This is a genomic window from Streptomyces telluris (assembly GCF_024519335.1).
In the GTDB taxonomy this organism is placed as follows: domain Bacteria; phylum Actinomycetota; class Actinomycetes; order Streptomycetales; family Streptomycetaceae; genus Streptomyces; species Streptomyces telluris.
Window position 1 is genome coordinate 1 of record NZ_JANIID010000054.1, and the last position, 25408, is coordinate 25408.

Sequence of the window (25408 nt, forward strand, 5' to 3'; positions counted from 1 at the left end):
GACCTTGGACGGGTCCTTGCCCGAGAAGGCACCGCCGCCGTGACGGGCCATGCCGCCGTACGTGTCGATGATGATCTTCCGGCCGGTCAGGCCCGCGTCGCCCATCGGGCCGCCGATCTCGAAACGGCCCGTGGGGTTCACCAGGAGGCGGTAGCTGTCGGTGTCGAGCTTGATGCCGTCCTCGACGAGTTCCTTGAGGACGTGCTCGACGACGAACTTGCGGACGTCCGGGGCCAGGAGGGTCTCCAGGTCGACGTCCGCGGCATGCTGCGAGGAGACGACCACCGTGTCCAGACGCGCGGCCTTGTCACCGTCGTACTCGATCGTCACCTGCGTCTTGCCGTCGGGACGCAGGTAGGGGATGGTCCCGTTCTTGCGGACCTCCGACAGGCGCCGGGAGAGCCGGTGGGCCAGGTGGATCGGCAGCGGCATGAGCTCGGGCGTCTCGTCGCAGGCGTAGCCGAACATCAGGCCCTGGTCGCCCGCACCCTGGCGGTCCAGCTCGTCCTCATCCCCCTCCACGCGCGCCTCGTAGGCCGCGTCGACACCCTGGGCGATGTCCGGCGACTGCGCGCCGATGGACACCGACACACCGCACGACGAACCGTCGAAGCCCTTCCGGGACGAGTCGTATCCGATGTCGAGGATCTTCTGCCGGACCAGGGCGGGGATGTCGGCGTAGGCCCTCGTGGTCACCTCGCCGGCTATGTGGACCAGGCCGGTGGTGAGGAGCGTTTCCACGGCTACCCGGGAGCCCGGGTCCTCTTTCAGGAGGGCGTCGAGGATCGTGTCGCTGATCTGGTCGGCGATCTTGTCGGGGTGGCCCTCGGTCACGGACTCCGAAGTGAACAGGCGGCGGGACATCCACTCATCCTTTGCTCGAATTGCTCGGATTCAGGGTCGGTAATGCGGGCGGCTCACTCGGGTTCACGGTCGGCGGGGAGCGCCGAGGCCCGTTCGCGCAGCAGGTTCTTCTGCAATTTGCCCGTCGACGTCGTGGGGAGCCGCCCGAAGACGATCCGGTGCGGCGCCTTGAACCGGGCGAGCCGGGCGCGCACGAAGGCGATGAGCTCCTCTTCGCCGACGGAGCCTCCGGGGCGGCGGGAGACGAAGGCGACGGGGACTTCGCCCCAGACCGCGTGCGGGCCCGCCACCACCGCCGCTTCGGCCACCTCGGGGTGCGCGGTCAGGGCGTTCTCGACCTCCACCGAGGTGATGTTCTCGCCGCCGGAGATGATGACGTCCTTGGCGCGGTCGCGGATCTCGACGTAGCCGTCGGGGTGGTGGACGGCGAGGTCCCCGGTGCGGAACCAGCCCCCGGCCGAGGCCTTCGCGGTGGCCTGCTCGTCGCGGTAGTAGCCGAGCATGACGTTGTTGCCGCGGAGGAGGATCTCGCCGATCGTCTCGCCGTCGGCGGGGACGTCGTGGCCGTCGCGGCCGACGACGCGCGCGGGTTCCCCGACGACGTTGGCGACGCCCTGCCGGCCGGCCTTGCGGACCCGGTCCTCGGGGGCGAGGGCGGCCCACTCGGGCTGCTGGATGCCGAGCAGCGCGTTGCCGAACGTCTCGGTGAGCCCGTAGAAGTGCGTGACGTCCACGCCCAGTCCGGTCATCCGCGCCAGCAGCGCCGGCCGGGGCGGTGCGCCGCCCGCGAAGACCCGTACGGGGTGCGGGACGGGGGCCGCGTCCGGGTGGTCGGCGAGCATGGTCAGGACGGTCGGGGCGGCGCAGAGGTGGGTGACGCCGTCGGACCGCAGCGCCCGCCAGACCTCGGCCGGGTCGACCTTGCGCAGGCAGTGGTGCACGCCGCCCGCCGCGGTGACCGCCCAGGGGAAACACCATCCGTTGGTGTGGAACATGGGCAGCGTCCACAGGTAGCGCGAGGCCGGGTCCATCCGGGTGTGGAAGGCCATGGCCAGTGCATTGAGGTAGGCGCCGCGGTGGTGGTACATCACTCCCTTCGGGCGCCCGGTGGTGCCGCTGGTGTAGTTGACGGACAGCAGCCCGCGCTCGTCGGTGACCTCGACCCGGTGTGGCGCGGCTGCGGCGACGGCCTCGTCGTAGTGGTCCGATGCGATGACGGCCGGCCGCTCGGCGAGCAGGCCGAGCGCGTTCTCCAGGCGGGGCAGGAGCTCGGTGTCGGTCAGCACCAGGCGGGCGCCGCTGTGTTCGAGGATGTAGGCGATCTCGGCGGGGGCCAGCCGGGTGTTGAGGGCGACGAGCACCGCACCGGCCAGGGGCACCCCGTAGTGCGCTTCGAGCGTCAGGTGGGTGTTCGGGGCGAGGACGCACACCCGGTCGCCCGGCCGGACGCCGTTCTCCGCGAGCAGTCCCGCCAGCCGCTGGGAGCGGTCCCACAGCTCCGCGTACGTGCAGCGGAAGTCGCCGTCGACGACGGCGGGCCGGTCGGCGAACACGGCGGCGGCGCGGCGCAGGAAGGAGACCGGCGTCAGCTCGGTGAAGGCGTGCCCCGGTGCGCCGGCCGCAGCCGCCGGCATCGTCACGCGCGCCTCGCGACGATGGCGAACATGTCCAGGGAGAGCGGGAGGACGGAGTGCAGGACGAGGCCGGACTCCGCGAACAGGTCCGCGTACTCCTGCTCGCTGCGCTCGGTGCCGCCGACGAGGACCATCATCTGCAGGTCGAACCAGAGCCCGAGGGAGGATTCGCCGGTCGGCGGGATCGTGCGCTCCAGCACGACGACGGTGCCGTCCGGGTTCATGGCGTCGTGGCAGCGCTTGAGCAGGTCGATGCAGGACTCGTCGGAGCGGCTGTGCAGGATGCGCGACCAGAGGTAGACGTCGCCGCCGGTGGGGAGCGAGGCGGTGTAGTCGCCCTCGACGTAGGAGACGCGGTCCGTGAGCCCGCGGTCCGCCATGGCGGCCTTCGCGGCCTCGATGACGTGCGCCTGGTCGAAGAGCACGCCCTCGACGTGGGGGGCGGCCTTGAGGACCTCGGAGAGCAGGGCGCCGGTGCCGCCCGCGATGTCGACGACGGTGCGCGCCGAGGAGAAGTCGAAGACCTGCGGCAGGTCGCGGAAGAACGCGCCGCCGGCCATGGTGCCGTCGAACCGGCGCGCGGACTCCTGGTTGGCGGTGAAGTACGGGTACATCGGGGCGCCGAAGGTGGCCTCGAAGGCGGGCTGCCCCGTCTTGACGTTGTGGAGCAGGTTCCCCCAGGTCTCGTAGAACTCCTCGCCGTACATCAGGGTGAGGTCGCGCAGGGAGTCGGGCGCGTCCTCCTTGAGGAGCTCTCCGGCCGGGGTGAGCGAGAAGCCGGTCTCGTCGTCGCCCTGCAGGATGCCGAGGCCGGTGAGGAAGCGCATGAGTTGGAACAGCGAGCGCTCGTGGGAGCCGGTGGCCTCGGCGAGCTCGCGGCTGGTGGTGAGGCCGTTCTCGATGTGCTCGGGGAGGCCCAGCTTGGTGGCCACGTAGACACTCTGCGAGGCCCAGTAGCCGATCATCAGGTCCAGAACCTTGCGGGACGGTGACGCAGTCATTGCATGGCCTTTCGGGGTACAGGGGTGCTTCTCTTTTAAAGAGGCGCGTCTTTTAAAGGGGCGGGCCGTCTACGAGGCCCGCTTCGGGACGTTCTGCAGCCGCAGTTGTCCGCGGGCCAGGAGGGGGCCGGTGCCGCCGCCGGCCGTGATCTCCACGGACCACACCTGCTGGAGGTCGCCCTGGAACACCGGGCGTGCGGTGACGAGGGCGGGGCCGCCGGTCGTCGTGACGAACACGTCCGTGGCGTTGTGCACGCCCACGGCGAAGAGGCCGCGGTCCGCAACGGCCTTCGAGGCGCCGACGCTGGCCGCCCGTTCGACGACGGTGCTGTGGATGCCGCCGTGCACGACGCCCCACGGGTTGTGGTGCTGCGGGCCGAGTGCGATGCGGCCGCGGACGCCGTCGCCCGCGACCTCGTCGAACTCCAGGCCCAGCGCCACGAGGAAGCGGCTCGCGGTGTCGAGGCCCAGGGCGGGGAATGCGGTCATGACTGCTCCTGTCCCGTGCCGGTGCCGGTGCCGGTGTTCTGCAGCCGCACCTGGCCGCGGGCGAGGGGCTGTCCGTCGGAGACGGTGACGACCCAGATCTGCTGCGTACGGCCCTGGTGCACGGCCTCGGCGACGACCTCGGCCCGGCCTTCGGTCCGCGAGCGCAGCAGGTCGGTGGAGACGTGCACGGCCACGGCGTGCCGGCCGGGGCCGGCGGCCGCCGACGCCCCGTGGGAGGCCGCGCTCTCGACGGCGGTGGTGTAGACGCCGCCGTTGACGATGCCCCACGGGGTGTGGTGGTCCGGTCCGAGCTCGATGTGGCCGCGGACGCGGGTGGGGCTCACTTCGGTGACGACCAGCCCGGCCGCCGCGACGAAGGCGCTCTCGTGCGGCGGCGTGTCAGCGGAAGGCCTGGACACCGGTCACCGCCTTGCCGATGGAGAGCAGGTGCATCTCCTCGGTGCCCTCGTAGGTGAGCACCGTCTCCAGGTTCACCATGTGCCGGAAGACCGGGTACTCCAGGGTGATCCCGTTGCCGCCCAGGATCGTCCGAGCGCTGCGGGCGACGTCGAGGGCCGCGCGCACGTTGGCGAGCTTGCCCACGCTGATCTGCGCGGGGTCCAGGCGGCCGGCGTCCTTGAGCCGGCCGAGCCGGGCGGCCAGCAGGGACGCCTGGGCGACCTGTACGGCCATCTCCGACAGCTTCCGCTGGGTGAGCTGGAAACCGGCCAGGGGACGGCCGAACTGCTCGCGCTGTCCCGCGTACTCCAGGGCCGTCTCGTAGCAGGCGCGGGCGGCGCCCACCGCGCCCCAGACGATCCCGAAGCGGGCCTCGCCCAGACAGCTCAGCGGCCCGGAGAGGCCCGCAGCGCCCGGCAGGACGGCGTCGGCGGGCAGACGCACGCCGTCGAGGACGAGTTCGCCGGTCACCGAGACGCGCAGCGACAGCTTGCGGGTGATCTTGTTGACGGTGAAGCCGGGCGTGCCGGCCGGGACGACGAAGCCGCGGATGCCCTTCGCGCCCCGCTCGGGGTCGGTCTGCGCCCACACCACGGCCACGTCGGCGAACGGGCTGTTGGTGATCCACATCTTTGAGCCGTCGAGCACCCAGTCGTCGCCGTCGCGGCGGGCGCGGGTGCGCATGGCGCTCGGGTCCGAGCCGGCGTCCGGCTCCGTCAGGCCGAAGCAGCCGACGGCCTCGCCCGCGGCCATGGCCGGCAGCCACCGCTGCTTCTGCTCCTCCGAGCCCCAGCGGTGGAGGGCGTACATGGCCAGCGAGCCCTGGGTGGAGACGAAGGAGCGCAGCCCCGAGTCGACGGCCTCCAGCTCCCGGCAGGCCACCCCGTACGCCGTGGCGCCGGTGCCCGCGCAGCCGTAGCCGTCGAGGTGCATGCCGAGCAGCCCCAGGGCGCCGAGGTGTTTGACGACCTCGCGCGGCATGGTGTCGGCCTCGAACCATTCGGCGACGTGGGGGGCCAGCTCGGTCCGGGCGAAGGCCCGCACGGTGTCCCTGATGTCCCGCTCGGTCTCGCCGAGCTCGTCGTCGACCGCGAGGATGTCCACGGGGTCCAGTTCCGCGACGGAATGCGGACTCATGATGACTTCTTTCTGGTGTCGGGCTTGTGTCAGGTGTCCTCAGGAAAGGCCGAGCACGGCCCGTGCGATGGAGTCGCTGTCGCCCACGGTGATGGAGTTGACGTTGGGGCGGATGCCGGTCTCGGTGACCCAGTTCGCCCCTTCCGTCGGCACGCCGAACACGTAGCGCCGCGGGTGGACCGACCCGTCGCTCCGGATGACGCGGAAGGGCCGCTCGGTGACGGCCACGCCGCCGGTGATGTACTCGCCGGCCGATGCGGTCTGCACCGTGAAGTGCTTCACCTGCTGGTGCTTCTTGAGGTGGACGAGGATCGAGTTGTTCGTCCGGGCGAGGTCCACCTTCGGCAGCCGGGCGTCGATGAGGACGGTGCCCGTGCGGACGTCACCGGGGACGGCCGAGCGGCCGGTGAAGACGCCGCGCTCGTGGTCGCGGTCCACGGTGAAGCCGGGACCGGCGACCTCGACCACGCCGGCGTCCATCAGCGCCACGAGCTCCTCGATCCGGCTCCAGGGCGGGCCGAGGGAGAGGAACGCGTGCAGGGAGTTGAACCAGCCCTCGACGTCGTCCTGGTACGAACGCCCCTCGATGCCGCCGTTGTTCATCACGTAGCGCATCTCGTTGCGGATGTCGCGCAGGACGTCCAGGGCGGTCTTCACGGGGCTGCTGAGGTTTCCCCTGCGCGCCTCGGCGATGTCGTCCATCAGGTAGGACCGCAGGAAGCCGGTCCAGGCGCGGGAGGACGCGACGTCGCCGTCGGTCCACGGCCGGGCCACCCGGGCCCAGTCCCAGTACTGCTCCTCCGGGACGTCGAACTTGCGCAGGACGGTGCGCTCGGAGTCGCAGGACCAGGGGAGCAGGCTGTAGAGCGCGCCGAATTCGTCCGCGACCTCCTCCGACTCCCTGATCGCCACCAGGCGCCGGTAGTAGACGGTCTCGACTTCCTTGGCGATCAGCGGCCAGCAGTCGCGCCGGAAGTCGAGGGCCCCGGACGGCCCGGCGTTCGAGCGCAGCTTGTCGATGTGCTCCTCGGTGAGGACCTTCGGCTCGTAGCGCAGGTCGCCCTTCTCGTTGTCCGCCCTGCCGTGCAGAGGCACGCCCCGGCGGGAGCCGCAGACGATGTGCGGCTCGCGGCCGGAGGGCCGGTACACCAGCCCGTCGCCGGTCCGCGCGTACGTGCCGCCGCGGCCCTGGGTGAGCAGGGACATGTAGTCGAAGAAGGACAGTCCGAGGCCGCGGACGAGTACCTGCTGACCGGGGGCGATGCCGCTCAGGTCGGCGTCGGCGGGGTTGGCGGGCGGGAGGAAGAGGCCGCCCGTCGCCGCGGCGAAGCCCCGCAGGGTCTCCTCGTCGGCGGACGGGTGCACCGCCCCGTGGCCCGTGGCCAGCACGAGCTGGCCGACCTCGGCCGACTGCCCGGTGTCCGTGGTCACGAGCTGGCCGCCGGTCTCGGTGTCGGTCACCGAGACGACCTTTCCCCGGTGCTCGTGGACGGCGATGGTGTCCGGGCGGTTGCGCAGGATCTCGCCGTAGGCCCATTCGAGGTAGTGCCCGTAGAAGGACCTGCGGCAGTAACTGTTCTCGTGGACCTCCCGGGCCTCGGCCAGGACGGCCTCGGGGTGGTCCCCGGGGATGTCTCCCGCCGCCAGCCGCGTCGACCACTCGTACAGGCTCGGGCCCTTGCGGACCGGCCCGGACATCTTCACGGTGTCGTCCGCGAAGGCGGTGATCTGGGAGGCGACGATGTTCATGATGAGGTCGGGGGACTGATCGGTCCGCCAGACGTCACCGGAACCGAAGTTCCTGGGTTCGAAGAGATGGATGACAAGAGAATCGCCGGTACGGTCACGCGCGTTCTCGACGATGCGCTCCAGGACGGACAATCCGCGAGGGCCCACGCCGACTATGCCAACCGTGACCGTGTGCACTGCCCTAGGTTTCACAGTGGGACTCCGTTGAGGTCTTCCCAGTCAGGGGCGGCTTTGCCAGGTCCGCTGGTCAGGACATCGCGTCGCTGATCTGCTTGATCGACCGCACGGTGTCGATCGCGGCGGGAAACCCGCAGTACACGGCGCACTGGAGGGCGACCTCGACGAGTTCGTCGACCGTGCACCCGTTGCGCAGCGCGCCGCCGATGTGGAGCTCCAGCTCGTGCTTGCGGTTCATCGCCGTGAGGATGGCGACGGTGAGCAGGCTCCGGAACTTCCGGTCGAACGCGGGCCGTTGCCAGACGGTCCCCCAGGCGAGGCGTACGACCAGGTCCTGCAGCTCGGCCGCTCCCGCCCACGTGTCGGACACGCCGTCGACATAGGTGTTTCCCAGGACCTCGCGTCGCAGCGCGTCGCCGGCCGCCCACTCGGATCCAGGCATGCGTCATTCCCCCATGAATTACGTGAACTGCCGCCGCGCCTCTGCGGGACGGCACGTCCCTGCGGGGAGCTGCCGGAGCGCTCCCTGGGAGAGACCCTGCCAGCGGGCCGTTCCGCTGCGACAGCTTCCGGGGGCGTCGTGATTGCGACTGTCGTAAACAGGAGAGTCACAAGACGGGTGCATGGGACATGTATCGCCCGGCCGGGTGGCCGGACCGGCCCGGGAACCGGACGACCGCCCTGTTCAGGAGCCGGACGACCGCCCTGTTCAGGAGCCGGACGGGGCCGTGTGCGCCGGGGCCGGGAACAAGTCGGTCAGGAGGCGGTGGGGGCCGCGGCGCAGGGCCGTGCTGACCCGGTCGTCGCGCAACGTCGCGTCGGCGCCGGGGCCTTGGCGGATGAGGAGGTCGGCGGGCGGGGGGACGGTGCCGCACGCGGGACACGCGCCGCCGGAGCCGATGTCCGTGCCGCACGCGGCGTGGCTGAAGAGCCGGCGCGAGCCCTCCGGGGCGAGCCAGCGCTCGCCCCACTGTGCCAGGGAGAACACGATCGGCCAGAGGTCGAGCCCGCGGTCGGTGAGGACGTAGTCGACCTCGACGCCCGTGGTGTGGGGGCGGCGCTCGACGACGCCCACCGCCGCGAGGGCCTTGAGGCGGTCGGCGAGCACGGCGCGCGGGATGCCGAGGTGGGCGTGGAAGTCGCCGAAGCGCCGCACTCCGTAGAAGCAGTCGCGGAGCACCAGGAGCGTCCACCGTTCCCCGACCACTTCGAGTGCCCGGGCCAGCGAACAGTCCTGGTCTGCGTAGCCACGTCCCAATGCCATGACGAAAGTCTAGCGGTGCAGTCACTGAACTATGTGGTTCAATGACTGAACTCCACCGATCTCCTGGGGGTAGTAGTGACGACCGAACCGGTCGAGCGCCGGTCCTCCGCCCGTTCGACTCTCGCGATCTCGTGCGTGGCCACCCTGCTCGTGCTCATCAACTTCACCGCCCCCGTGTCGACCGTGCAGACCGTCAGAGCGGCGCTCGGCTCCGGGCCCTCGGGGCAGACCTGGATCCTGGGCAGCATCAGCGTCGGCCTCGCGGCGTGCCTGATGGTGGCGGGGACCCTCGCCGACGACTACGGCCGCAAGCGGATGTTCGTGACCGGCGGGGCGCTGCTGGTGGTCTCCACCGTGGTGTGCGCCGTCGCGCCCGTCACGCCGGTGTTCGTCCTCGGCCGCATCGTCCAGGGCGCGGCCAGCGCCGCGCTCCTTGCCTCCAGCCTCGGCCTCCTCGCCCACGCCTTCGCCCCCGGACCCGAGCGGGCCCGGGCCACCGGCCTGTGGGGAGCGATGGTGGGCGGCGGCATCGCCATCGGCCCGGTGTTCTCCGCGCTGCTGGGCCGGGCCACCGACTGGCGGGTCACGTACTGGGTCCTCGCGGTGCTGGCCGCGCTGGTCATGCTCTGGGCCGCCCGCTCGCTGGAGGAGTCCCGCAGCGCGCACAAGCGCGCCTTCGACCTCGCCGGGGCGCTCACCCTCGGCGCGGGCATCACGCTGCTGATCGCGGGGCTCACCGAGGGCCGGGGCGGCTGGGGCCGGCCCCACGTCCTGGTCTTCCTGGTCGCCGCGGTCGTCCTGCTGGCCGGCTTCGTGCTGATCGAGAAGCGCGTCGCGGAGCCCATGCTGGAGCCGGCCTTCTTCAAGCGCCCCGCGTTCGTCGCCTCGGTCGTCGGCGCGCTGGTGACCGGCATGGGCGTGATCGGACTGATGACGTACGTGCCGACCGCGGCGCAGAGCATGCAGGGGCTCAGCCCCCTGGGCAGCGCCGGCCTGCTCGCGTTCTGGTCCGGCCTGTCCTTCGTGGCCGCGCCGCAGGCCCGCCGGTTCGTCGCCCGCGTCGGCGACCGCCAGCAGGTCGCCGCGGGCCTGGCCCTGTGCGGGATCGGCGAGCTCGCCCTGGCCGGCATCGGCGAGGACTCCTCGTGGTGGCGGTTCGTGCCCGGCCTCGTGCTGGCGGGCCTCGGCAGCGGCGTGGTCAACGCGGCACTCGCCGGGCTGGCCGTACGGAGCGTGCCCGCCCACCGCGTGGCGGTCGGCTCCGCGGCGAACAACGCCTCGCGCTACCTGGGTTCCTCCCTGGGCGTCGCGCTGGTCGCCGCGATCCTGGCGCTCGCCCCGCGCGGCGGGGGAGCCGCCCACGAGATGAGCACCGGCATGAGCTGGGCCGCGGTCGTCTCCGGCTGCCTGGCGATCGCCGGAGCCGTCCTCGTCGCCCTGTGCCGCGAGCGGACGGAGCCGGCGGGCGCCGCCGTACCGGCCCCGGGGCCGCAGGTGCCGGAGTCGGTGTGAGGAACCCCGGGCCCGGCGGAGGGCCCGGTGGTCCCGGCCGTGCGGACCTCCGCGCGGCCGGGACCGTTCCGCGGCTTCCGGTCGTCGGTGCCGGGTCGTCGGCGTCCGATCGTTGATGTCCGGTCGTCGGTGTCGGGTCGTCGGTGTCGCGTCGTTCACATGGTGGAGACCGGACTTCGTCCGCTCAGCAGCTCCTGCTCCCGTAGGAGGAAGCCCAGTTGGAGCCGGCTGGAGGCGCCGAGCTGCTGCATGATGTCGGAGACGTGGCGCTGACAGGTGCGCACCGAGATGCCCAGGGCGCGCGCGGTCGTCCGGTCGTCCGCGCCGTCGATCAGGTGCTGGAGGATGGAGCGCTTCGTCTGGTTCGCCAGGTCCTGGACGAACGTCCTCTCGCGCGGTTTGTCGATGGGTTCCCCGGTCGACCAGGCCGCGTTGAACATCTCGGCGGCGAAGGCGATGAGGTCGGCGTCCCGGACCACGAGCGCTCCGCCCGGGCTGCTGCGCAGCGGTACGACGAGCACCTCGCGGTCGAAGATGACGAAGCGGGCCAGGTCCCCGGTGACCGTCCTGACCTCGACGCCCGCGCCGATGGCCTCCTCCGTGTGCCGCACCGTCGGCGGGTGGAAGCGCGCGGAGTACTGGTAGAGGGCGCGCAACTGCACGCCGCGTCCGAGCAGCTGCTGGTAGCGGTAGCGGGCCTCGATCAGCTCCGCGTCGGGGTGGGCGCCGCCCGGCCGGGCGGACAGGACCTCCTCGCGGCAGTCGTCGGCGTACCGCTCAAGGGCCCGGACCACCTCCTCGTGCGATTCGATGCGCTCCAGGTGGGGGCCCTGCAGCGCCTGCTGCTGGGTGGCGTAGATGAGACCGAGCTCGGCCATCTGCCCGCGCATCCACTGCAGGCCCAGCCGGGCGTTCTCCACCCGCTCTTCCCACTGCCCGAGGAGCCGGTCCGACACGCGGGCGGGGTCGACGGCGGCCAGGCAGTCGGCTCCCAGCCGCCGCACCAGGCCGGTGGCGATGAGCTTGTCCACGGCCGGAACGCTGACGTCGCCGTGGGCGCCGGACATCAGCTCGTCGATGCGTACGAGACCCTGCCGGGCGATGTGCCGGTAGGTGACCAGCTCGGCGGATGTCAGCTCTATCGACCCGGGGCCGGCGGCTGTGCGTTCTTTGACCAATGTGTCCATGTCAGCACCTCTCTGTTTATGTGTGCCGCAAAAGGGCGGAGAGTGGAGAAACAGGAGAACTCGGGAGTCAGCAGGGCCGGTCTTCGCAGCTTAGATGTGAGAACGGGCGGGCAATCCGGTTAAATCAACCCCAATCACCGGGCGCTTTTCCAAAGAATTACCTGTAATCTATTGCACACGACAACTTGTTTGCGGGCGCTCTTTTCCGGATAACCCCGGGCCCGGAAAACGACGAGGCCCCCGGGCCGCGCGGAAAGCGCGGCCCGGGGGCCTCGGTGCATTTACGGTCTGCCGGTGCCGGTGCCGGTGCCGGTGCCGGTGCCGGTGCCGGTGCCGGTGCCGGTCTGTCGGCCGGCCGCCGTCGGAACGGCCGCCGTCGGAACGGCCGGTCGTCAGAACGGCCGGTCGTCCGCCCCACCGTTGTCGGAGGAGGACTCGGCCTCGGCCTGCTTGGCCTGGACCTCGGGGTCGAGCGGTGAGGAGGAGGCCGCGGGGCCCGTGCCGTCCACCGAGCTCAGCGGCGGGCGGTCGCGCACCTCGGTGGCCTCGGGCGGCTCGACCAGCCAGTCCGGGTTGGCCTGCCGGTCCCACCACTTCCAGGCGGCGTACGCACCGCCGGCGATCACGGCGACCACGGCGAGGCGCCGGAACGCCCGCCCCGCCCGGCACCGCCGGTCCCGCCGGGCGACCAGCTTCTCGATCTCCTGGGGGCTGACCTGTCCGCGCAGCGCGGCGAAGGCGGCGGCGCTGCGGGCGACGGCCTCGTCCCGGACCGGCTCGACGGCCGTGCGGGCCCGCACGGCGGCCTGGTCGATCTTCGGGGGCAGGGCGTCGCGCGCCTGCTCGATCCGCGGGTGCAGATGTGCGTCGTACTGGCAGCGGGCCTGGTGCGCGGCCTGGTGCGCGGCTTCCGCGACCTTGGGCGCCAGCCGGGTCCGGGCCTCGTGCGCATAGTGCACGGCGGCGTCCTTCGCGGTGCCGGCATAGGGCGCCACCACTTCCGCGGCGTGCCGGACGCTGTCCTTCGCCGTGCTGGTCGCGGCGCGCACGCTGTCCTTGCGGGTCACGAGAACCTCCTCCTCGGTGGCGTATGTTTTGTCGCCTTTCCACCCAGTGAAAAATCATGCCTGGGGACGGGCGGTCCGGCACGTGCGGGCGGGCATCCGGGTCATCGGGGGACGGAGCGGGGTGGGGACCCGGCTCGACCATGCCACGGTTCGGCGCGGCGCGCGGGCGTTTGCCCGCTACTCGCCGCGATCCCGTCCGTGCGAGGATCGGTAGCCGTCAGTGAAGACTATGGAAGGTAGATCGTGGCCGAGCAGCTTTACGCCACCCTGAAGACCAACCGGGGCGACATCGAGATCCGGCTCCTGCCGGACCACGCCCCGAAGACGGTCAAGAACTTCGTCGAGCTCGCCACGGGCGAGCGCGAGTGGATCAACCCGGAGACGGGCGTCAAGTCCACGGACAAGCTGTACGACGGCACGGTCTTCCACCGCGTCATCGAGGGCTTCATGATCCAGGGCGGTGACCCGCTGGGCAACGGCACCGGCGGCCCGGGCTACAAGTTCGCGGACGAGTTCCACCCGGACCTGGCCTTCACCAAGCCCTACCTGCTGGCCATGGCCAACGCCGGCCCGGGCACCAACGGCTCGCAGTTCTTCATCACCGTGTCGCCCACCACCTGGCTGACCGGCAAGCACACCATCTTCGGCGAGGTCACCACCGACGCCGGCAAGAAGGTCGTCGACGCCATCGCCACCACCGACACCAACCCGCGCACCGACCGTCCGGTGAACGACGTGGTCATCGAGTCGGTCGTCATCGAGACCCGCTGACGACGGACTCCCTCTCCCTCGTCACGCCCCGAGGGAACCCGGCGCCCCGCTCGTCCGTATGACGGGCGGGGCCGCGCGTCCCGGACAGGCCCGCCCACCACAGGCGCAAGGGGAACGCATGAACGACCAGGCCGTCGGCTGTTACCGGCATCCCGACCGGGAGACGGGCATCCGCTGCACCCGCTGCGAGCGGCCCATCTGCCCGGAGTGCATGGTGAGCGCCTCGGTCGGGTTCCAGTGCCCGGCCTGCGTCGCCGGCGGCTCCGGCACCGGGCACTCCCCGCGGGCCACCGCCCCGCGCACGCTCGCGGGCGGCACCCACACGGCCGACCCCCGGCTGGTCACCAAGGTCCTCCTGGGGCTCAACGTCGCCCTGTGGATCGCGGTCATGGCCACCGGCGACAGCCTGCTCGACGATCTGGAGCTGTTCGGCCGCGCCGTGCTCGGCGGCGAGGCCCAGGGCGTCGCGGAAGGCCAGTGGTACCGCCTGCTGACGTCGATGTTCCTGCACCAGGCGCCGATGCACATCGCCTTCAACATGCTCTCGCTGTGGTGGATCGGTCCCCCGCTGGAGGCGGCGCTGGGCCGGGCCCGATATCTGGCGCTGTACCTGCTGTCCGGTCTGGGCGGCGCCGCGCTGACCTTCGTCGTCGCCGACCCCCGCCAGCCCTCGCTCGGCGCGTCCGGGGCGATCTTCGGCCTGCTGGGCGCGACGGCGGTGCTGATGCGCCGGCTCAACTACGACATGCGCCCGGTCGTGGCGCTGCTCGTGCTCAACCTGATCTTCACCTTCACCTGGAGCAACATCGCCTGGGAGGCCCACATCGGCGGCCTGGTGGTGGGCACCGCCGTGGCCTACGGGATGGTGCACGCACCCCAGGAGAAGCGGACGCTGGTGCAGGGGCTGACCTGCGGCCTGACGCTGCTGGTGATCGTCGCCGCGGTGGTCGTGCGGACGGCGACGCTGCCCGCGCTCACCGTGTTCCCGGGCTGAGCTCCCTGGTCGCCGGGCCGGGCCCACCGTGTTCCCGGCTGACCGGGCGGTGGGTTGTCCACAGCGAGTACAGAATCTTGTGCACGGCGTGGGGAACACGTGTCCGTCCGTGCACACAGCTGCGTTTCCGCTGGTGGGCGGGGGCGCCCCGGGGTACCCCGCGCCGCCGACCAGTCACACCGGCGTCAACCCCGGGGAAGTTATCCACAGATCTTCTGAGTTTTTCCCCACTGTGGACGAGGGTGTGGATAACTCCTCGGAAGGCTCCCCGGAAGGCTTGCTACTTCCACTGTGTGGAGACTACGAACCCCGCTGCGATAAAGCCGAAACCGACCACAATGTTCCAGTTGTGGAGGGACTCGATGGGCATGTCACCGCTGGTCACATAGAAGATGACGATCCAGGCCAGCCCGATCAGGAACATCGCCAGCATCAGCGGCGCCACCCAGCCCCGCCCACTGCTGAGCTTGATGGTCTGCTGCTTCGCCGGCGGCGGCGTGAAGTCGTCCTTCTTGCGGATCCGTGACTTCGGCACGAGGAACTCTCCTGTCGATGCGCTGCGTGACCGCGCTGGGAACAAGGGAAACGTACAAAGGGCTGGTCCGAGGCGGCGAGCGGCGGGAACGCCACCTTTCCCCGGGCGTCCGTTAGCGTAGTGCTTCCGTGGCGCCGGAGAGGATAAGGGTACGTTGAGTAATTCTGCGGACTCCACCAGCAGGCCGTCCCGGCGCTTCAAGCCCGTCCGGCTGCTGACCGGGGCCGTCTTCGCGCTGGCCGGACTCATCTTCTGGATGAGCTTCAACACCGCCCACGGAACCAACATCCGCACCGACGACTCCATGCTCCGGCTCTCCGACCTCATCCAGGAGCGCAGCCGCAAAAACGCCGGTCTGGACGAGAGCGCCGCGGCCGCCCGCGAGCAGGTGGACGCCCTCGCCCGGCGCGGCGACGGCGGCACCGCCGCCCGGAACAAGAAGCTGGCCGCCCTGGAGGCGGCCGCCGGCACCACGCCGATCAGCGGCCCCGGCCTGACCGTCACGCTCACCGACGCCCCGCCCAACGCCACGGCCAGGATCCCCGGCGTGCCGCAGCCGCAGCCCAACGACCTGGTCATTCATCAGCAGGACCTCCAGGCCGTCGTCAACGCCCTCTGGAAGGGCGGCGCCAAGGGCATCCAGGTCATGGACCAGCGGCTGATCTCCACCAGCGCCGTCCGCTGCGTCGGCAACACCCTGATCCTCCAGGGCCGCGTCTACTCCCCGCCGTACAAGGTGACGGCCGTCGGCGACCGCGGCGCGCTGCGCAAGGCGGTCGACTCCTCCCCCGCGATCCAGAACTACCTCCAGTACGTGAACGCCTACGGGCTCGGCTGGAAAGTCGACCAGCACGACGCGGTGACTCTTCCCGGGTACTCGGGCACAGTGGACCTCCACTACGCCAAGCCCCTGGCGTGACCCCTGTGGTGGGTGACGCCACGACCCGGGAGGGGGCCCGCGGTGAGGCCCAGGACCGTCGTCCGCACCCTCAGCGAACTGTGCGTCACCACCGGCACCCTGCTCGTCCTCTTCGTCGTCTACGTCCTCTACTGGACGGGCGTGCGCGCCGACAGCGCCATGGACCGGGAGCTCAGCCGCCTCCAGGACCGCTGGTCGAGCGGCGCCGCGGTCACGGCCGGGGCCCCTGAGGCGCCCGTGGCGGGAGAGCCGCCCGGAGAGCCCGCCGAGCGGCCCGGGGAGGCGGGCCGGGCGCCTGACAAGCCCGCAGCGCCCTCCGCGCAGCCCCCGCCGCCGTCCCTTCCGCAACCCGCGCCGGGCACGGGCACGGGCGGGGGCGGGGGCACGGATGAGGGCACGGGTGGGGGGCAGGCCGCGCCCGCGCGGCAGCGGACCGCCCCCGCCCGCCCCGGCGAGGCCTTCGCCGTCATGTACATCCCCCGCTTCGGCGCCGGCTGGGCCAAACCCGTCCTGGAAGGCACGGGCACCGGCCTCCTCAAGAAGGGCCTGGGCCACTACGAGCGGACGGCGCGCCCCGGAGAGACCGGCAACTTCGCGGTCGCCGGCCACCGCCGCACCTACGGCGACCCGTTCAAGGACCTCGACGAGCTGCGCCCGGGCGACGCCGTGGTGGTGGGCGACGGCACGACGTGGTTCACGTACCGCGTCGACGGCCGCCCGTACCGCACCCGGCCCGACGACACCGGCGTCATCGACCCCGTCCCCGCCGGCTCCGGCTTCCGCGGGCCCGGCCGCTACCTGACCCTCACCACCTGCGAACCGGAGTGGGGCCACAGCCACCGGCTGATCGTCTGGGCCCGCCTCGACGCGACTTCGCCCGCGGCGCGGGGCCGACCCGGGGCTTTGTCCGGCTGACCCCCTCGGGCCCCGCCCGCCCCTTAGTCTGGTGCTGCAATTTCGACTACGTCATCGGCAAGTGGGGACGGCATGTACGGCTGGATCTGGCGGCATCTGCCGGGCAACGCGTGGGTGCGGACACTGATCTCGCTGGTTCTCGTACTGGCGGTCGTCTACGCCCTCTTCCAGTACGTCTTCCCCTGGGCGGAACCGCTGCTGCCGTTCAACGACGTGACGGTCGACAACGGAATGGCGGTCAACCAGTGAGTGCGCGCATCCTCGTCGTGGACAACTACGACAGCTTCGTCTTCAACCTCGTCCAGTACCTCTACCAGCTAGGCGCCGAGTGCGAGGTGCGGCGCAATGACGAGGTCGAGCTCGGCCACGCCCAGGACGGCTTCGACGGCGTCCTGCTGTCCCCCGGGCCGGGAGCCCCGGAACAGGCCGGCGTGTGCATCGACATGGTGCGGCACTGCGCGCAGCACGGCATCCCCGTCTTCGGGGTCTGCCTGGGGATGCAGTCCATGGCCGTCGCGTACGGCGGCGTGGTCGGGCGGGCGCCCGAGCTGCTGCACGGCAAGACATCGCTGGTGACGCACGAGGGCGCGGGCGTCTTCCAGGGCCTCCCCTCGCCCTTCACCGCCACCCGCTACCACTCCCTGGCCGTCGAGCGCGAGCGCTGGCCGGACGAGCTGGAGATCACCGCCTGGACCGAGTCGGGCATCGCGATGGGCCTGCGCCACCGCGACCTGCCGGTCGAGGGGGTGCAGTTCCACCCCGAGTCCGTGCTCACCGAGTGGGGCCACCGGATGCTCGCCAACTGGCTGGTCGCCTGCGGTGACACCACGGCGGTGGAGCGATCGGCGGGCCTGGCCCCGGTGGTGGGCAAGGCCGGGGCGTGACCACGCCCCCGCGGGTCGTATCGCAGCCCCTGCCGCCCGAGGACCGGGCGACCATGGAGCTGCGCCGGGTGGAGGTGCCGTCCCAGACGGCCCCCCGGCCCGTACGGACCGGGGGGCGTGCCGCGCGGCGGCATGCGGCCCGGCGGGCGCGCAGGGGCAGCCTGGGCGTGCTGCTGTGCCGTTTCACGGGCGAGCTGTTCATCACCGCCGGCCTGGTGATGCTGCTGTTCGTGGCCTACCAGCTGTGGTGGACGAACGTCCGCGCCCTGCAGCAGGCCGGCGGCGCCGCCCACCACCTGCAGAGCCGCTGGGACGAGGAGGGGCAGGGCGCCGACCGCGACGCCGGGGCGTTCTCGCCCGGCGAGGGCTTCGCGATCATCTACATCCCCGCGCTGGACGTGAAGGCCCCCATCGCCGAGGGCGTCGGCAAGCAGAAGATCCTCGACCGCGGCATGGTCGGCCACTACGGGGAAGGCCCCCTCAAGACCGCGATGCCGTGGGACGAGAAGGGCAACTTCGCCCTCGCGGGCCACCGCAACACCCATGGCGAACCGTTCCGCTACGTCAACCGCCTGAAGCCCGGCGACAAGATCGTGGTGGAGACGCGCAGCGCCTTCTACACCTATGAGATGACGACCCGTCTGGAGCAGACGCCACCCGCGAACGTCGGGGTCATCGCCCCTGTCCCCGCCGGCTCCGGCTTCCGCGGCCCCGGCCGCTACATCACCCTCACCACCTGCACCCCCGAGTTCACCAGTACCTACCGCCTGATCGTGTGGGGCAAGATGGTCGACGAGCGGCCCCGGAGCAAGGGAAAGCCGGATGCGCTCGTCAACTGAGACACGCGGGAAACGCGCGGAGAACTGCGAAGCGGGGGACGAACGTCTGTGGCACGGACAGACCGGGGACGGGGGCGCCTCGCCGTCGCCGTGAGCGTCATCGGCGAACTGCTGATCACGGCGGGCGTGGTCATGGCCCTCTTCGTCGTCTACTCCCTGTGGTGGACGAACGTCCTCGCCGACCGCGAGGCCAAGCGCCAGGGCCACGCGGTGCGCGACCGCTGGGCGAAGGCTCCGTCCGGTCCCGGCGCCCTCGACACCAAGGACGGCATCGGCTTCCTGCACGTGCCCGCCATGAAGAACGGCGAGGTCCTCGTCAAGAGCGGCACCGCCACCGACGTCCTCAACGAAGGCGTCGCCGGCTTCTATCGCTCCCCGGTGAAGGCCGCCATGCCCTGGGACGACAAGGGCAACTTCACCCTCGCCGCCCACCGGGACGGGCACGGCGCGAAGTTCCACAACATCGACAAGGTGAGGACCGGCGACCGGGTCGTCTTCGAGACGCGCGACGTCTGGTACGTCTACAAGGTCTACGCGGAGCTGAAGGAGACCTCGAAGTACAACGTCCAGGTCCTCGACCCGGTCCCGAAGGAGTCCGGCGCCACCAAGCCGGGCCGCTACCTGACCCTGACGACCTGCACGCCGGTCTACACCTCCGACTACCGCTACATCGTCTGGGCGGAACTGGAACGCACGGAAAAGGTCGACGCGGCCCGCACGAAGCCGCGCGAGTTGCGCGGTTGACCCACGTCAGAGCAGGTGGTCGGCTTTGCCGGCCTTGATGTCGCGGATCAGCGCGCGCAGGGCGTCGTGGGTGTCGGTGACGTAGTGGTTCTCGGCCCCGCTGACGGCGATGTAGGCGTTCCCCGCGGTGTCGGTGCCTATGCGGAAGCAGTTCGCTCCTTCACCGCAGTAGGGCCCTTCCCAGGCGATGTCCGGCATGGGCGCTCTTTCACAAGAGGTGGTCGGCTTTGCCGGCCTTGATGTCGCGGATCAGCGCGCGCAGGGCGTCGCGGGTATCGATGACGTAGTGGTCCTCGGCGCCGCTGACGGCGATGTAGGCGTTCCCGGCGGTGTCGGTGCCTATGCGGAAGCAGGCGCTTCCCTCACCGCAGTGGAGCTCTTCCCAGGTGATGTCCGGCATTGGGTGCCCTTTCACAAGAGGTGGTCGGCTTTGCCAGCCTTGATGTCGTTGATCAGGGCGCGCAGGGCGTCGCGGGTATCGGTGACGTAGTGGCTCTCGGCGCCGGATACGGCGATGTAGGCGTTCCCCGCGGTGTCGGTGCCTATGCGGAAGCAGGCACTGGCCTCGGCGCAGTACGGGTCTTCCCAGGTGATGTCGGGCATTGAGGGGTTCCTCAAATTTGGCTGGCGATATCGCGGATGAACCGGCGTGACGCTTCGGGATCCAAGGCGAGCTGGTCCATGCAGTCCAACTGATCACGGTACTTGGGCAGCTGCGCCTCGCCATAGAGGAATTCCGGGCCGTGTGTGCAGTCGACCTGCACTGTGTCGAGTTCCGGTACGGCCCCCTCGGCGTACACCAGGGTCTGCCCCGAGCCCGGAAACGCGCCGCTGGCCACGGGGAGGACTCGTACGGTGACATACCGGTGGTGCGACGGCGCGCTGCGGGACGCCCACCACGCCCACTCCGACCCCCGCCAGGCCGCCCACTGCACCGCATGCCGCAAGCGCACCCTGCTGCTCCTCGCTGCCGTCGTGCACGAGTGCCGGGGGGACCTGGGGCATCAGCAAGCCCGGGTCGACCAGCGAGGGGACCCGGATCTGGGCCAGCCTTCCGCTCGACGGCAGCCGTGTCTGAAGCGTCGGGGCATGCAGAACGGCCCCGTCCCGGGGTGAGCCGGGGCGGGGCCGTGGTGAGGGCTGAGGCGTCAGTGGCGGCGGCCGCCGATGAAGCCGCCTCCGATGAAGCCGGTGTCGCCGGTGGTGCCCTGGTCACCGCCGGGGGTGCCGGGGGTGCCCGTGTCACCGCCCGGGAGGCCCGCCGTGGTCGTCACGTCGACCGGGGAACCCTTGGCGACCTGGGTGCCGGGCATCGGGTTCGTGGTCTGCACGACGGCGTTGTCGTCCTGCGGGCCCATGATGTTGCCGACCTTCAGGCCCGCGCCCTCGATCTCCTTCTTGGCGTCCTTGAGCTTGTGCGTCAGCACGCCCGGGACGGCGACGTTCTGCGAGCCCTTGGCCACGGTCAGGGTGACGGTGGAGCCCTGGGCGGCCTGGGTGTTGCCGTCGGGGCTCTGCTTGGTGACGGTGCCCGGAGCCTGCCCGGGGGCGTCCTCCTCGTTCACCGTGACCTTGAAGCCGTTGTCCTGCAGCTGCTTCTTCGCCGCCTCGACGTTCTGGCCCACCACGGACGGCACCGTCTTGGTCGGCTTGGACTCCGCGACGGTCAGGGTGACCTCGGAGCCCTTCTCGGCCTTGGTGTCGCCCTTGGGGTTCTGCGAGAGGACCGTGCCCGCGGTGACGCCGTCGGTCACCTTGGTCTTGGTGCTGACCTGGAAGCCCTTGGACTCCAGGATCTGCCGGGCGTTCTCCAGCTGCTTCTCGGTGACGTCGGGGACCTCGACCTTGGCCGCGCCCTCGGACACCTTGACCTTGACCTCGCCGCCGCGGTCGATCTTGCCGCCGCCCGTCGGGTCCTGGCTGCAGATCTTGCCCTTGGGCTGCTCGCAGGTCTCCTTGCCGTTCTCGACGACCTTGAAGTCGCCGTTGACGCCCTGCTGCTGGGCGTCCTTCAGCGACTGCCCGACGAGGTTGGGCACCGACACCTTGGAGGCGTTGCCGCTGCCGCTGAAGAGCGACTTGCCGATGAAGATCGCACCGACCAGCACCAGCACGCCCGCGACGATCAGCAGGATCGTCGACAGGTTGCTCTTCTTGCCGCCGCCGCCTCCGCCGCGCCGCCGGCCGTTGCCGTCGTCGTAGCCGCCGTACCCGCCGTCGTCGTCGCGGACGGGCGGCAGCATGGAGGTCTGGCCCGGGCCCTGCGGCGGTGCCTGGGGGCGGAGCATGGCCGTCGGGGCGTCCGCGCCGTAGCCGACGGCGCCCATGGTGGCCGTGGCGGCGACGGGCTGGCCCTCCAGGGCCGCCTCGATGTCGGCGCGCATCTCGTCCGCTGACTGGTAGCGGTAGTCCGGGTCCTTGGCCAGCGCCTTGAGGACGATGGCGTCCATCTCGGGCGTGATCTCGGGGTCGTGGACGCTCGGCGGGTTCGGCTCTTCCCGGACGTGCTGGTAGGCGACGGCCACGGGCGAGTCGCCGATGAACGGCGGGCGCACGGCCAGCAGCTCGTAGAGCAGGCAGCCGGTCGAGTAGAGGTCCGAGCGCGCGTCGACCTGCTCGCCCTTGGCCTGCTCCGGGGAGAGGTACTGGGCGGTGCCGATCACGGCCGCGGTCTGCGTCATGGTCATGCCGGAGTCGCCCATCGCGCGGGCGATGCCGAAGTCCATGACCTTGACCTGGCCGGTGCGGGTCAGCATGACGTTGGCCGGCTTGATGTCGCGGTGGACGATGCCGGCCCGGTGGGAGTACTCCAGCGCCTGCAGGACGCCGATGGTCATCTCCAGCGACCGCTCGGGCAGCAGCTTCCGCCCGGAGTGCAGCAGCTCGCGCAGCGTCGACCCGTCCACGTACTCCATGACGATGTACGGGATCGAGACGCCGTCGACGTAGTCCTCGCCGGTGTCGTAGACGGCGACGATCGACGGGTGGTTGAGCGAGGCGGCCGACTGGGCCTCACGGCGGAACCGGGCCTGGAAGGACGGGTCGCGGGCGAGGTCCACCCGCAGCGTCTTCACGGCGACGGTGCGGCCGAGCCGGGTGTCGTGGGCGAGGTAGACCTCGGCCATGCCACCGCGGCCGAGCACCGAGCCCAGCTCGTACCGGCCGCCGAGGCGACGCGGCTCTTCCATAGCTCCAGCCCTTCCGTTTTCCTGACCGCACCTTCACTACGTCCGGCGGTGTGCTGTCCGGCATACGGTACCCGGCACCTCGCGCCCCTTCCGGCCGCGACGGCCACCTGATACACGACCGGTACCGTCACCCGCGTCGCCGGACGCGGAGGTGAACGGCCCTACTTCGAGGTGCTGAGCACCGCCTCCATGACCTTCTTCGCGATCGGCGCGGCGAGCGCGCCACCGGCGATGTCGTCACGCATCGTGTCCGAACCCTCGATCACGACGGCGACCGCGACGGGCGAGCCGTTGGCACCCTTGGCGTAGGAGATGAACCAGGCGTATGGGTTCTCGCTGTTGGCCACGCCGTGCTGAGCGGTTCCGGTCTTGCCGCCGACCGTGACGCCGGAGATCCGGCCGTTCTTGCCGGTGCCGTCGTTGACCACCGTCTCCATGACGGACTGCAGCTTCCGCGCGGTGTCCCGCGACATCGGCTGGGACATCTGCTTCGGCTGGTGCGTCTCGATCACGTTGAGGTTGGGGGCGCGCACCTTGTCGACCATGTACGGCTCCATGAGCTTGCCGTCATTGGCGACCGCGGCGGCCACCATGGCCATCTGCAGCGGCGTGGCGCGGTTGGAGGCCTGACCGATGCCGTCCATGGCGTTCTGCGGACGGTTGTCCTTGGGGTAGATGCTCTGGGCGGCGCGCACGGGAGTGTCGAGCTTGTCGTTGTTGTAGCCGAACTTCTGCGCCTGCTCCATCATCTTCTTGTTGCCGAGGTCGGCGCTGACCTTGCCGAAGACGGTGTTGCAGGACCACTGCATGGCCACCCGCAGCGAGGCGTCCTTGCAGGGGATCTCGCCCTCGTTCTTCAGCGGCGTCACCGTGTCCGGCAGCGTCCACGGCAGCGGCGAGTCGGTCTTGGAGTCGACGTCCTTGTACAGCCCGTTCTCCAGGGCCGCGGCGGCCGTGACGACCTTGAAGGTCGAGCCCGGCGGGTAGGTCTCGCGCAGCGCCCGGTTGAGCATGGGCTTGTTCTTGTCGCCGTCCAGCGACGTCCATTCCTTGCCGTCGTTGGCGCCCGCGATCTTCGACGGGTCGTAGGACGGCGTGGACGCCAGGGCGAGGATCTTGCCGGTCCGCGGGTCGATGGCCGCGACCGCGCCCTTCTTGTCGCCCAGGCCCTCGAAGGCGGCCTTCTGGGCCTTGCTGCTCAGGGTGGTGATCACGTCACCGCCCTTCTTCCCCTTGCCCGTGATCATGTCGACGGTGCGGTTGAAGAACAGGCGGTCGTCGTCGCCGATGAGGACGCTGTCGTAGAGCTTCTCCAGCTGGGTGGCGCCGTAGACCTGCGAGGAGCGGCCGGTGACCGGCGCCCACATGGGGCCGTCGTTGTACGTCCGCTTGTACTTGAAGTCCACGCCGCCGGTCTCCACGGAGCCGGTGATGGCCTGGCCGTCCACGATGATGTTGCCGCGGGGCTGGCTGTAGCGGGCGATGTCGACGCGGCGGTTGTTCTTGTGCGTCTTGAGCTCGTCCGCCTGGACGAACTGCAGCCAGTTGTCCCGCAGCAGCAGGGCCAGAACGAGGAGGCCGCAGAAGATCGCGATCCTGCGTACGGGCTTGTTCACGGGCGGACCACCTGGGTCATCTCGGCGTCTGTGGACGGGGCGGGGGCCGGGGCCGGGCGCCGCGCCGTGTCACTGATCTTCATGAGGATGGCGATCAGCGCCCAGTTGGCGATCACGGAGGAACCGCCCTGGGCGAGGAACGGCATGGTCATACCGGTCAGCGGGATGAGGCCCATGACGCCGCCGGCCACGACGAAGACCTGGATGCCGAAGGCGGCCGCGAGGCCGGTGGCGAGCAGCTTGCCGAAGGGGTCGCGGGCGGCGAGGGCCGTGCGCATGCCGCGCTCGACGATCAGGCCGTAGACCAGCAGCAGACCCATGGCACCGGCCAGGCCGAGCTCCTCGCCGAAGGAGGCGAAGATGAAGTCGGAGTTGGCGGCGAACTGGATCAGGTCGGAGGCGCCCTGGCCCCAGCCGGTGCCGAAGACGCCGCCGGAGCCGAAGGCGAACATGGCCTGGGCGATCTGCTCGGTGGTGGCCCAGGATGGGCGCGGGTTGTCGTAGACCGCGAAGGGGTGCAGCCAGGCCATCACACGGACCTTGACGTGCGGCTCGACGGAGCCTACGACGGCCGCGCCGCCCGCCGACATCAGCAGACCGAAGACGATCCAGCTGGTGCGCTCGGTGGCGACGTACAGCATGACGACGAACATGCCGAAGAACAGCAGCGAGGAGCCCAGGTCGGTCTCGAAGACGAGGATGACGAGGCTGAGCGCCCAGACGGCGAGGATCGGGCCGAGGTCGCGGCCGCGCGGCAGGTACAGGCCCATGAAGCGGCGGCTGGCCAGGGCCAGGGCGTCGCGCTTCACCATCAGGTAGCCGGCGAAGAAGATCGCGAGGATGATCTTCGCGAACTCACCGGGCTGGATGGAGCCCAGGCCCGGCACGGTGATCCAGATCTTGGCGCCGAACTTCCCGGGGAAGAACACCGGGGCGACCAGCAGGACCAGCGCGACCACCATCGAGATGTAGGTGTAGCGCTGCAGGATGCGGTGGTCCTTCAGGAAGATGATCACACCGACGAAGAGCGCGATGCCCATCGCCGAGAACATCAGCTGGTTCGGGGCCGACGCCTGGAAGGTGAAGCCCTGGGCCTTGGCCAGGCGCGCCAGGCGCTCCGACTGGTCCAGCCGCCAGATCATCACGAGGCCGAGCCCGTTGAGCAGGGTGGCCAGCGGCAGCAGCAGCGGGTCGGCGTACTTGGCGAACTTGCGCACCACGAGGTGGCCGACGCCGCCGAGCAGGCCGAGGCCCAGCCCGTAGCCGAGCATGCCGGAGGGCATCTCGCCGTTCATCGCCAGGCCGACGTTGGCGTAGGCGAAGCACGGCAGGATGACGGCGAAAGCGAGCAGGGCGAGCTCGGTGTTGCGTCGGCTGGGCGGGCCCACGGTGCTGATCGTGGTCGTCGCGGTCGTGTTGCCGGCGCTGGATGGCATGGATGGCATGGCTGACATGAGTTGATG

Annotated in this window: 29 protein-coding genes; 10 read left to right on the forward strand and 19 right to left on the reverse strand. The window is 70.7% G+C overall.

Going from position 1 to position 25408, the window contains the following annotated elements; all coding sequences use genetic code 11:
• From metK to NQU55_RS34125, 9 genes are all read right to left on the reverse strand, one after another.
• A partial coding sequence (metK, locus tag NQU55_RS34085; RefSeq protein ID WP_256791734.1) for a methionine adenosyltransferase occupies positions 1-864 on the reverse strand: 864 nt, incomplete at its 3' end.
• Positions 865-917: 53 nt separating this feature from the next.
• Positions 918-2498 (reverse strand): AMP-binding protein, encoded by a 1581-nt coding sequence (locus NQU55_RS34090; RefSeq protein ID WP_168094940.1) that lies wholly within the window; start codon positions 2496-2498, stop codon positions 918-920.
• 2 nt (positions 2499-2500) lie between these two features.
• The gene (locus tag NQU55_RS34095; protein ID WP_168094941.1) at positions 2501-3499 is read right to left on the reverse strand and encodes a methyltransferase; all 999 of its coding nucleotides are present in this window, start codon (positions 3497-3499) and stop codon (positions 2501-2503) included.
• Between the two features lie 69 nt (positions 3500-3568).
• Entirely contained in the window at positions 3569-3988 is a 420-nt protein-coding gene (locus tag NQU55_RS34100) for a PaaI family thioesterase (protein ID WP_168094942.1), read from the reverse strand.
• The gene (locus NQU55_RS34105; protein ID WP_168094943.1) at positions 3985-4407 is read right to left on the reverse strand and encodes a PaaI family thioesterase; all 423 of its coding nucleotides are present in this window, start codon (positions 4405-4407) and stop codon (positions 3985-3987) included. The genes NQU55_RS34100 and NQU55_RS34105 overlap by 4 nt, the downstream gene beginning before the upstream one ends.
• On the reverse strand, positions 4388-5584 hold the full coding sequence (locus NQU55_RS34110; RefSeq protein ID WP_168094944.1) for an acyl-CoA dehydrogenase family protein: 1197 nt from the start codon (positions 5582-5584) through the stop codon (positions 4388-4390). Before NQU55_RS34110 ends, NQU55_RS34105 begins: the two co-directional genes overlap by 20 nt.
• Positions 5585-5623: 39 nt before the next feature.
• Positions 5624-7480, reverse strand: a complete 1857-nt coding sequence (locus tag NQU55_RS34115; protein WP_168094945.1) for an FAD/NAD(P)-binding protein — start codon at positions 7478-7480, stop codon at positions 5624-5626.
• Positions 7481-7580: 100 nt separating this feature from the next.
• Positions 7581-7952, reverse strand: coding sequence for a carboxymuconolactone decarboxylase family protein (locus NQU55_RS34120; protein ID WP_058047339.1), 372 nt, complete (start codon positions 7950-7952; stop codon positions 7581-7583).
• A 267-nt stretch (positions 7953-8219) separates the two neighbouring features.
• A complete protein-coding gene (locus NQU55_RS34125) occupies positions 8220-8774 on the reverse strand; it encodes a winged helix-turn-helix transcriptional regulator (RefSeq protein WP_168096060.1) in 555 nt (184 codons plus the stop codon).
• A gap of 75 nt (positions 8775-8849) precedes the next feature.
• Between NQU55_RS34125 and NQU55_RS34130 the strand changes: the two genes are divergently transcribed.
• Entirely contained in the window at positions 8850-10286 is a 1437-nt protein-coding gene (locus NQU55_RS34130) for an MFS transporter (RefSeq protein ID WP_256791735.1), read from the forward strand.
• Positions 10287-10441: 155 nt separating this feature from the next.
• Here the strand turns inward: NQU55_RS34130 and NQU55_RS34135 are convergent, their stop codons facing one another.
• Both NQU55_RS34135 and NQU55_RS34140 read right to left on the reverse strand, forming a co-directional pair.
• Positions 10442-11473 carry a LuxR C-terminal-related transcriptional regulator gene (locus NQU55_RS34135; RefSeq protein ID WP_168096059.1) on the reverse strand — a complete coding sequence of 344 codons (1032 nt, stop codon included), beginning with the start codon at positions 11471-11473 and terminating at the stop codon, positions 10442-10444.
• Between the two features lie 392 nt (positions 11474-11865).
• Positions 11866-12540 carry a DUF5324 family protein gene (locus NQU55_RS34140; protein ID WP_168096058.1) on the reverse strand — a complete coding sequence of 225 codons (675 nt, stop codon included), beginning with the start codon at positions 12538-12540 and terminating at the stop codon, positions 11866-11868.
• Positions 12541-12783: 243 nt separating this feature from the next.
• On the opposite strand from NQU55_RS34140, the gene NQU55_RS34145 reads away from it, so the two are divergent.
• Positions 12784-13311, forward strand: coding sequence for a peptidylprolyl isomerase (locus NQU55_RS34145; RefSeq protein ID WP_168092633.1), 528 nt, complete (start codon positions 12784-12786; stop codon positions 13309-13311).
• A gap of 118 nt (positions 13312-13429) precedes the next feature.
• Entirely contained in the window at positions 13430-14305 is an 876-nt protein-coding gene (locus NQU55_RS34150; RefSeq protein ID WP_168092634.1) for a rhomboid family intramembrane serine protease, read from the forward strand.
• 280 nt (positions 14306-14585) lie between these two features.
• On the opposite strand, the gene crgA is transcribed toward NQU55_RS34150, so the two are convergent.
• On the reverse strand, positions 14586-14840 hold the full coding sequence (crgA, locus tag NQU55_RS34155) for a cell division protein CrgA (protein WP_030366859.1): 255 nt from the start codon (positions 14838-14840) through the stop codon (positions 14586-14588).
• 154 nt (positions 14841-14994) lie between these two features.
• Here crgA and NQU55_RS34160 point away from each other — a divergent pair, with 154 nt between their 5' ends.
• From NQU55_RS34160 to NQU55_RS34185, 6 genes are all read left to right on the forward strand, one after another.
• Entirely contained in the window at positions 14995-15759 is a 765-nt protein-coding gene (locus tag NQU55_RS34160; RefSeq protein ID WP_168092635.1) for a DUF881 domain-containing protein, read from the forward strand.
• Positions 15760-15801: 42 nt separating this feature from the next.
• Positions 15802-16674, forward strand: coding sequence for a class E sortase (locus NQU55_RS34165; protein ID WP_168092636.1), 873 nt, complete (start codon positions 15802-15804; stop codon positions 16672-16674).
• A 72-nt stretch (positions 16675-16746) separates the two neighbouring features.
• Complete coding sequence (locus NQU55_RS34170; protein ID WP_168092637.1) at positions 16747-16923, forward strand: hypothetical protein; 177 nt, start codon at positions 16747-16749, stop codon at positions 16921-16923.
• Positions 16920-17558, forward strand: a complete 639-nt coding sequence (locus NQU55_RS34175; protein WP_168092638.1) for an aminodeoxychorismate/anthranilate synthase component II — start codon at positions 16920-16922, stop codon at positions 17556-17558. Before NQU55_RS34170 ends, NQU55_RS34175 begins: the two co-directional genes overlap by 4 nt.
• Positions 17555-18397: a class E sortase gene (locus NQU55_RS34180; RefSeq protein ID WP_256791736.1), complete on the forward strand. Its 843-nt coding sequence runs from the start codon at positions 17555-17557 to the stop codon at positions 18395-18397. Before NQU55_RS34175 ends, NQU55_RS34180 begins: the two co-directional genes overlap by 4 nt.
• A 48-nt stretch (positions 18398-18445) precedes the next feature.
• Positions 18446-19141, forward strand: a complete 696-nt coding sequence (locus tag NQU55_RS34185; protein WP_256791737.1) for a class E sortase — start codon at positions 18446-18448, stop codon at positions 19139-19141.
• A gap of 6 nt (positions 19142-19147) precedes the next feature.
• Here the strand turns inward: NQU55_RS34185 and NQU55_RS34190 are convergent, their stop codons facing one another.
• The 4 genes from NQU55_RS34190 to NQU55_RS34205 are packed head-to-tail and all read right to left on the reverse strand — an operon-like array spanning position 19148 to position 19980.
• Positions 19148-19339 carry a hypothetical protein gene (locus tag NQU55_RS34190; RefSeq protein ID WP_168092639.1) on the reverse strand — a complete coding sequence of 64 codons (192 nt, stop codon included), beginning with the start codon at positions 19337-19339 and terminating at the stop codon, positions 19148-19150.
• Between the two features lie 10 nt (positions 19340-19349).
• On the reverse strand, positions 19350-19541 hold the full coding sequence (locus NQU55_RS34195; protein WP_168092640.1) for a hypothetical protein: 192 nt from the start codon (positions 19539-19541) through the stop codon (positions 19350-19352).
• A gap of 11 nt (positions 19542-19552) precedes the next feature.
• Positions 19553-19744 (reverse strand): hypothetical protein, encoded by a 192-nt coding sequence (locus tag NQU55_RS34200; RefSeq protein ID WP_168092641.1) that lies wholly within the window; start codon positions 19742-19744, stop codon positions 19553-19555.
• Positions 19745-19755: 11 nt separating this feature from the next.
• Entirely contained in the window at positions 19756-19980 is a 225-nt protein-coding gene (locus NQU55_RS34205) for a Scr1 family TA system antitoxin-like transcriptional regulator (protein ID WP_168092642.1), read from the reverse strand.
• 16 nt (positions 19981-19996) lie between these two features.
• Between NQU55_RS34205 and NQU55_RS34210 the strand changes: the two genes are divergently transcribed.
• A complete protein-coding gene (locus NQU55_RS34210) occupies positions 19997-20257 on the forward strand; it encodes a hypothetical protein (RefSeq protein ID WP_168092643.1) in 261 nt (86 codons plus the stop codon).
• Between the two features lie 32 nt (positions 20258-20289).
• Here NQU55_RS34210 and pknB read toward each other — a convergent pair whose 3' ends face one another.
• The 3 genes from pknB to NQU55_RS34225 all read right to left on the reverse strand — a co-directional run bounded on the left by pknB (position 20290) and on the right by NQU55_RS34225 (position 25381).
• Positions 20290-22329 (reverse strand): Stk1 family PASTA domain-containing Ser/Thr kinase, encoded by a 2040-nt coding sequence (gene pknB, locus NQU55_RS34215; protein ID WP_168092644.1) that lies wholly within the window; start codon positions 22327-22329, stop codon positions 20290-20292.
• Positions 22330-22490: 161 nt separating this feature from the next.
• Positions 22491-23945 (reverse strand): penicillin-binding transpeptidase domain-containing protein, encoded by a 1455-nt coding sequence (locus NQU55_RS34220; RefSeq protein WP_168092645.1) that lies wholly within the window; start codon positions 23943-23945, stop codon positions 22491-22493.
• Positions 23942-25381: an FtsW/RodA/SpoVE family cell cycle protein gene (locus NQU55_RS34225; RefSeq protein WP_168092646.1), complete on the reverse strand. Its 1440-nt coding sequence runs from the start codon at positions 25379-25381 to the stop codon at positions 23942-23944. Before NQU55_RS34225 ends, NQU55_RS34220 begins: the two co-directional genes overlap by 4 nt.
• Positions 25382-25408 lie beyond the last annotated feature (27 nt).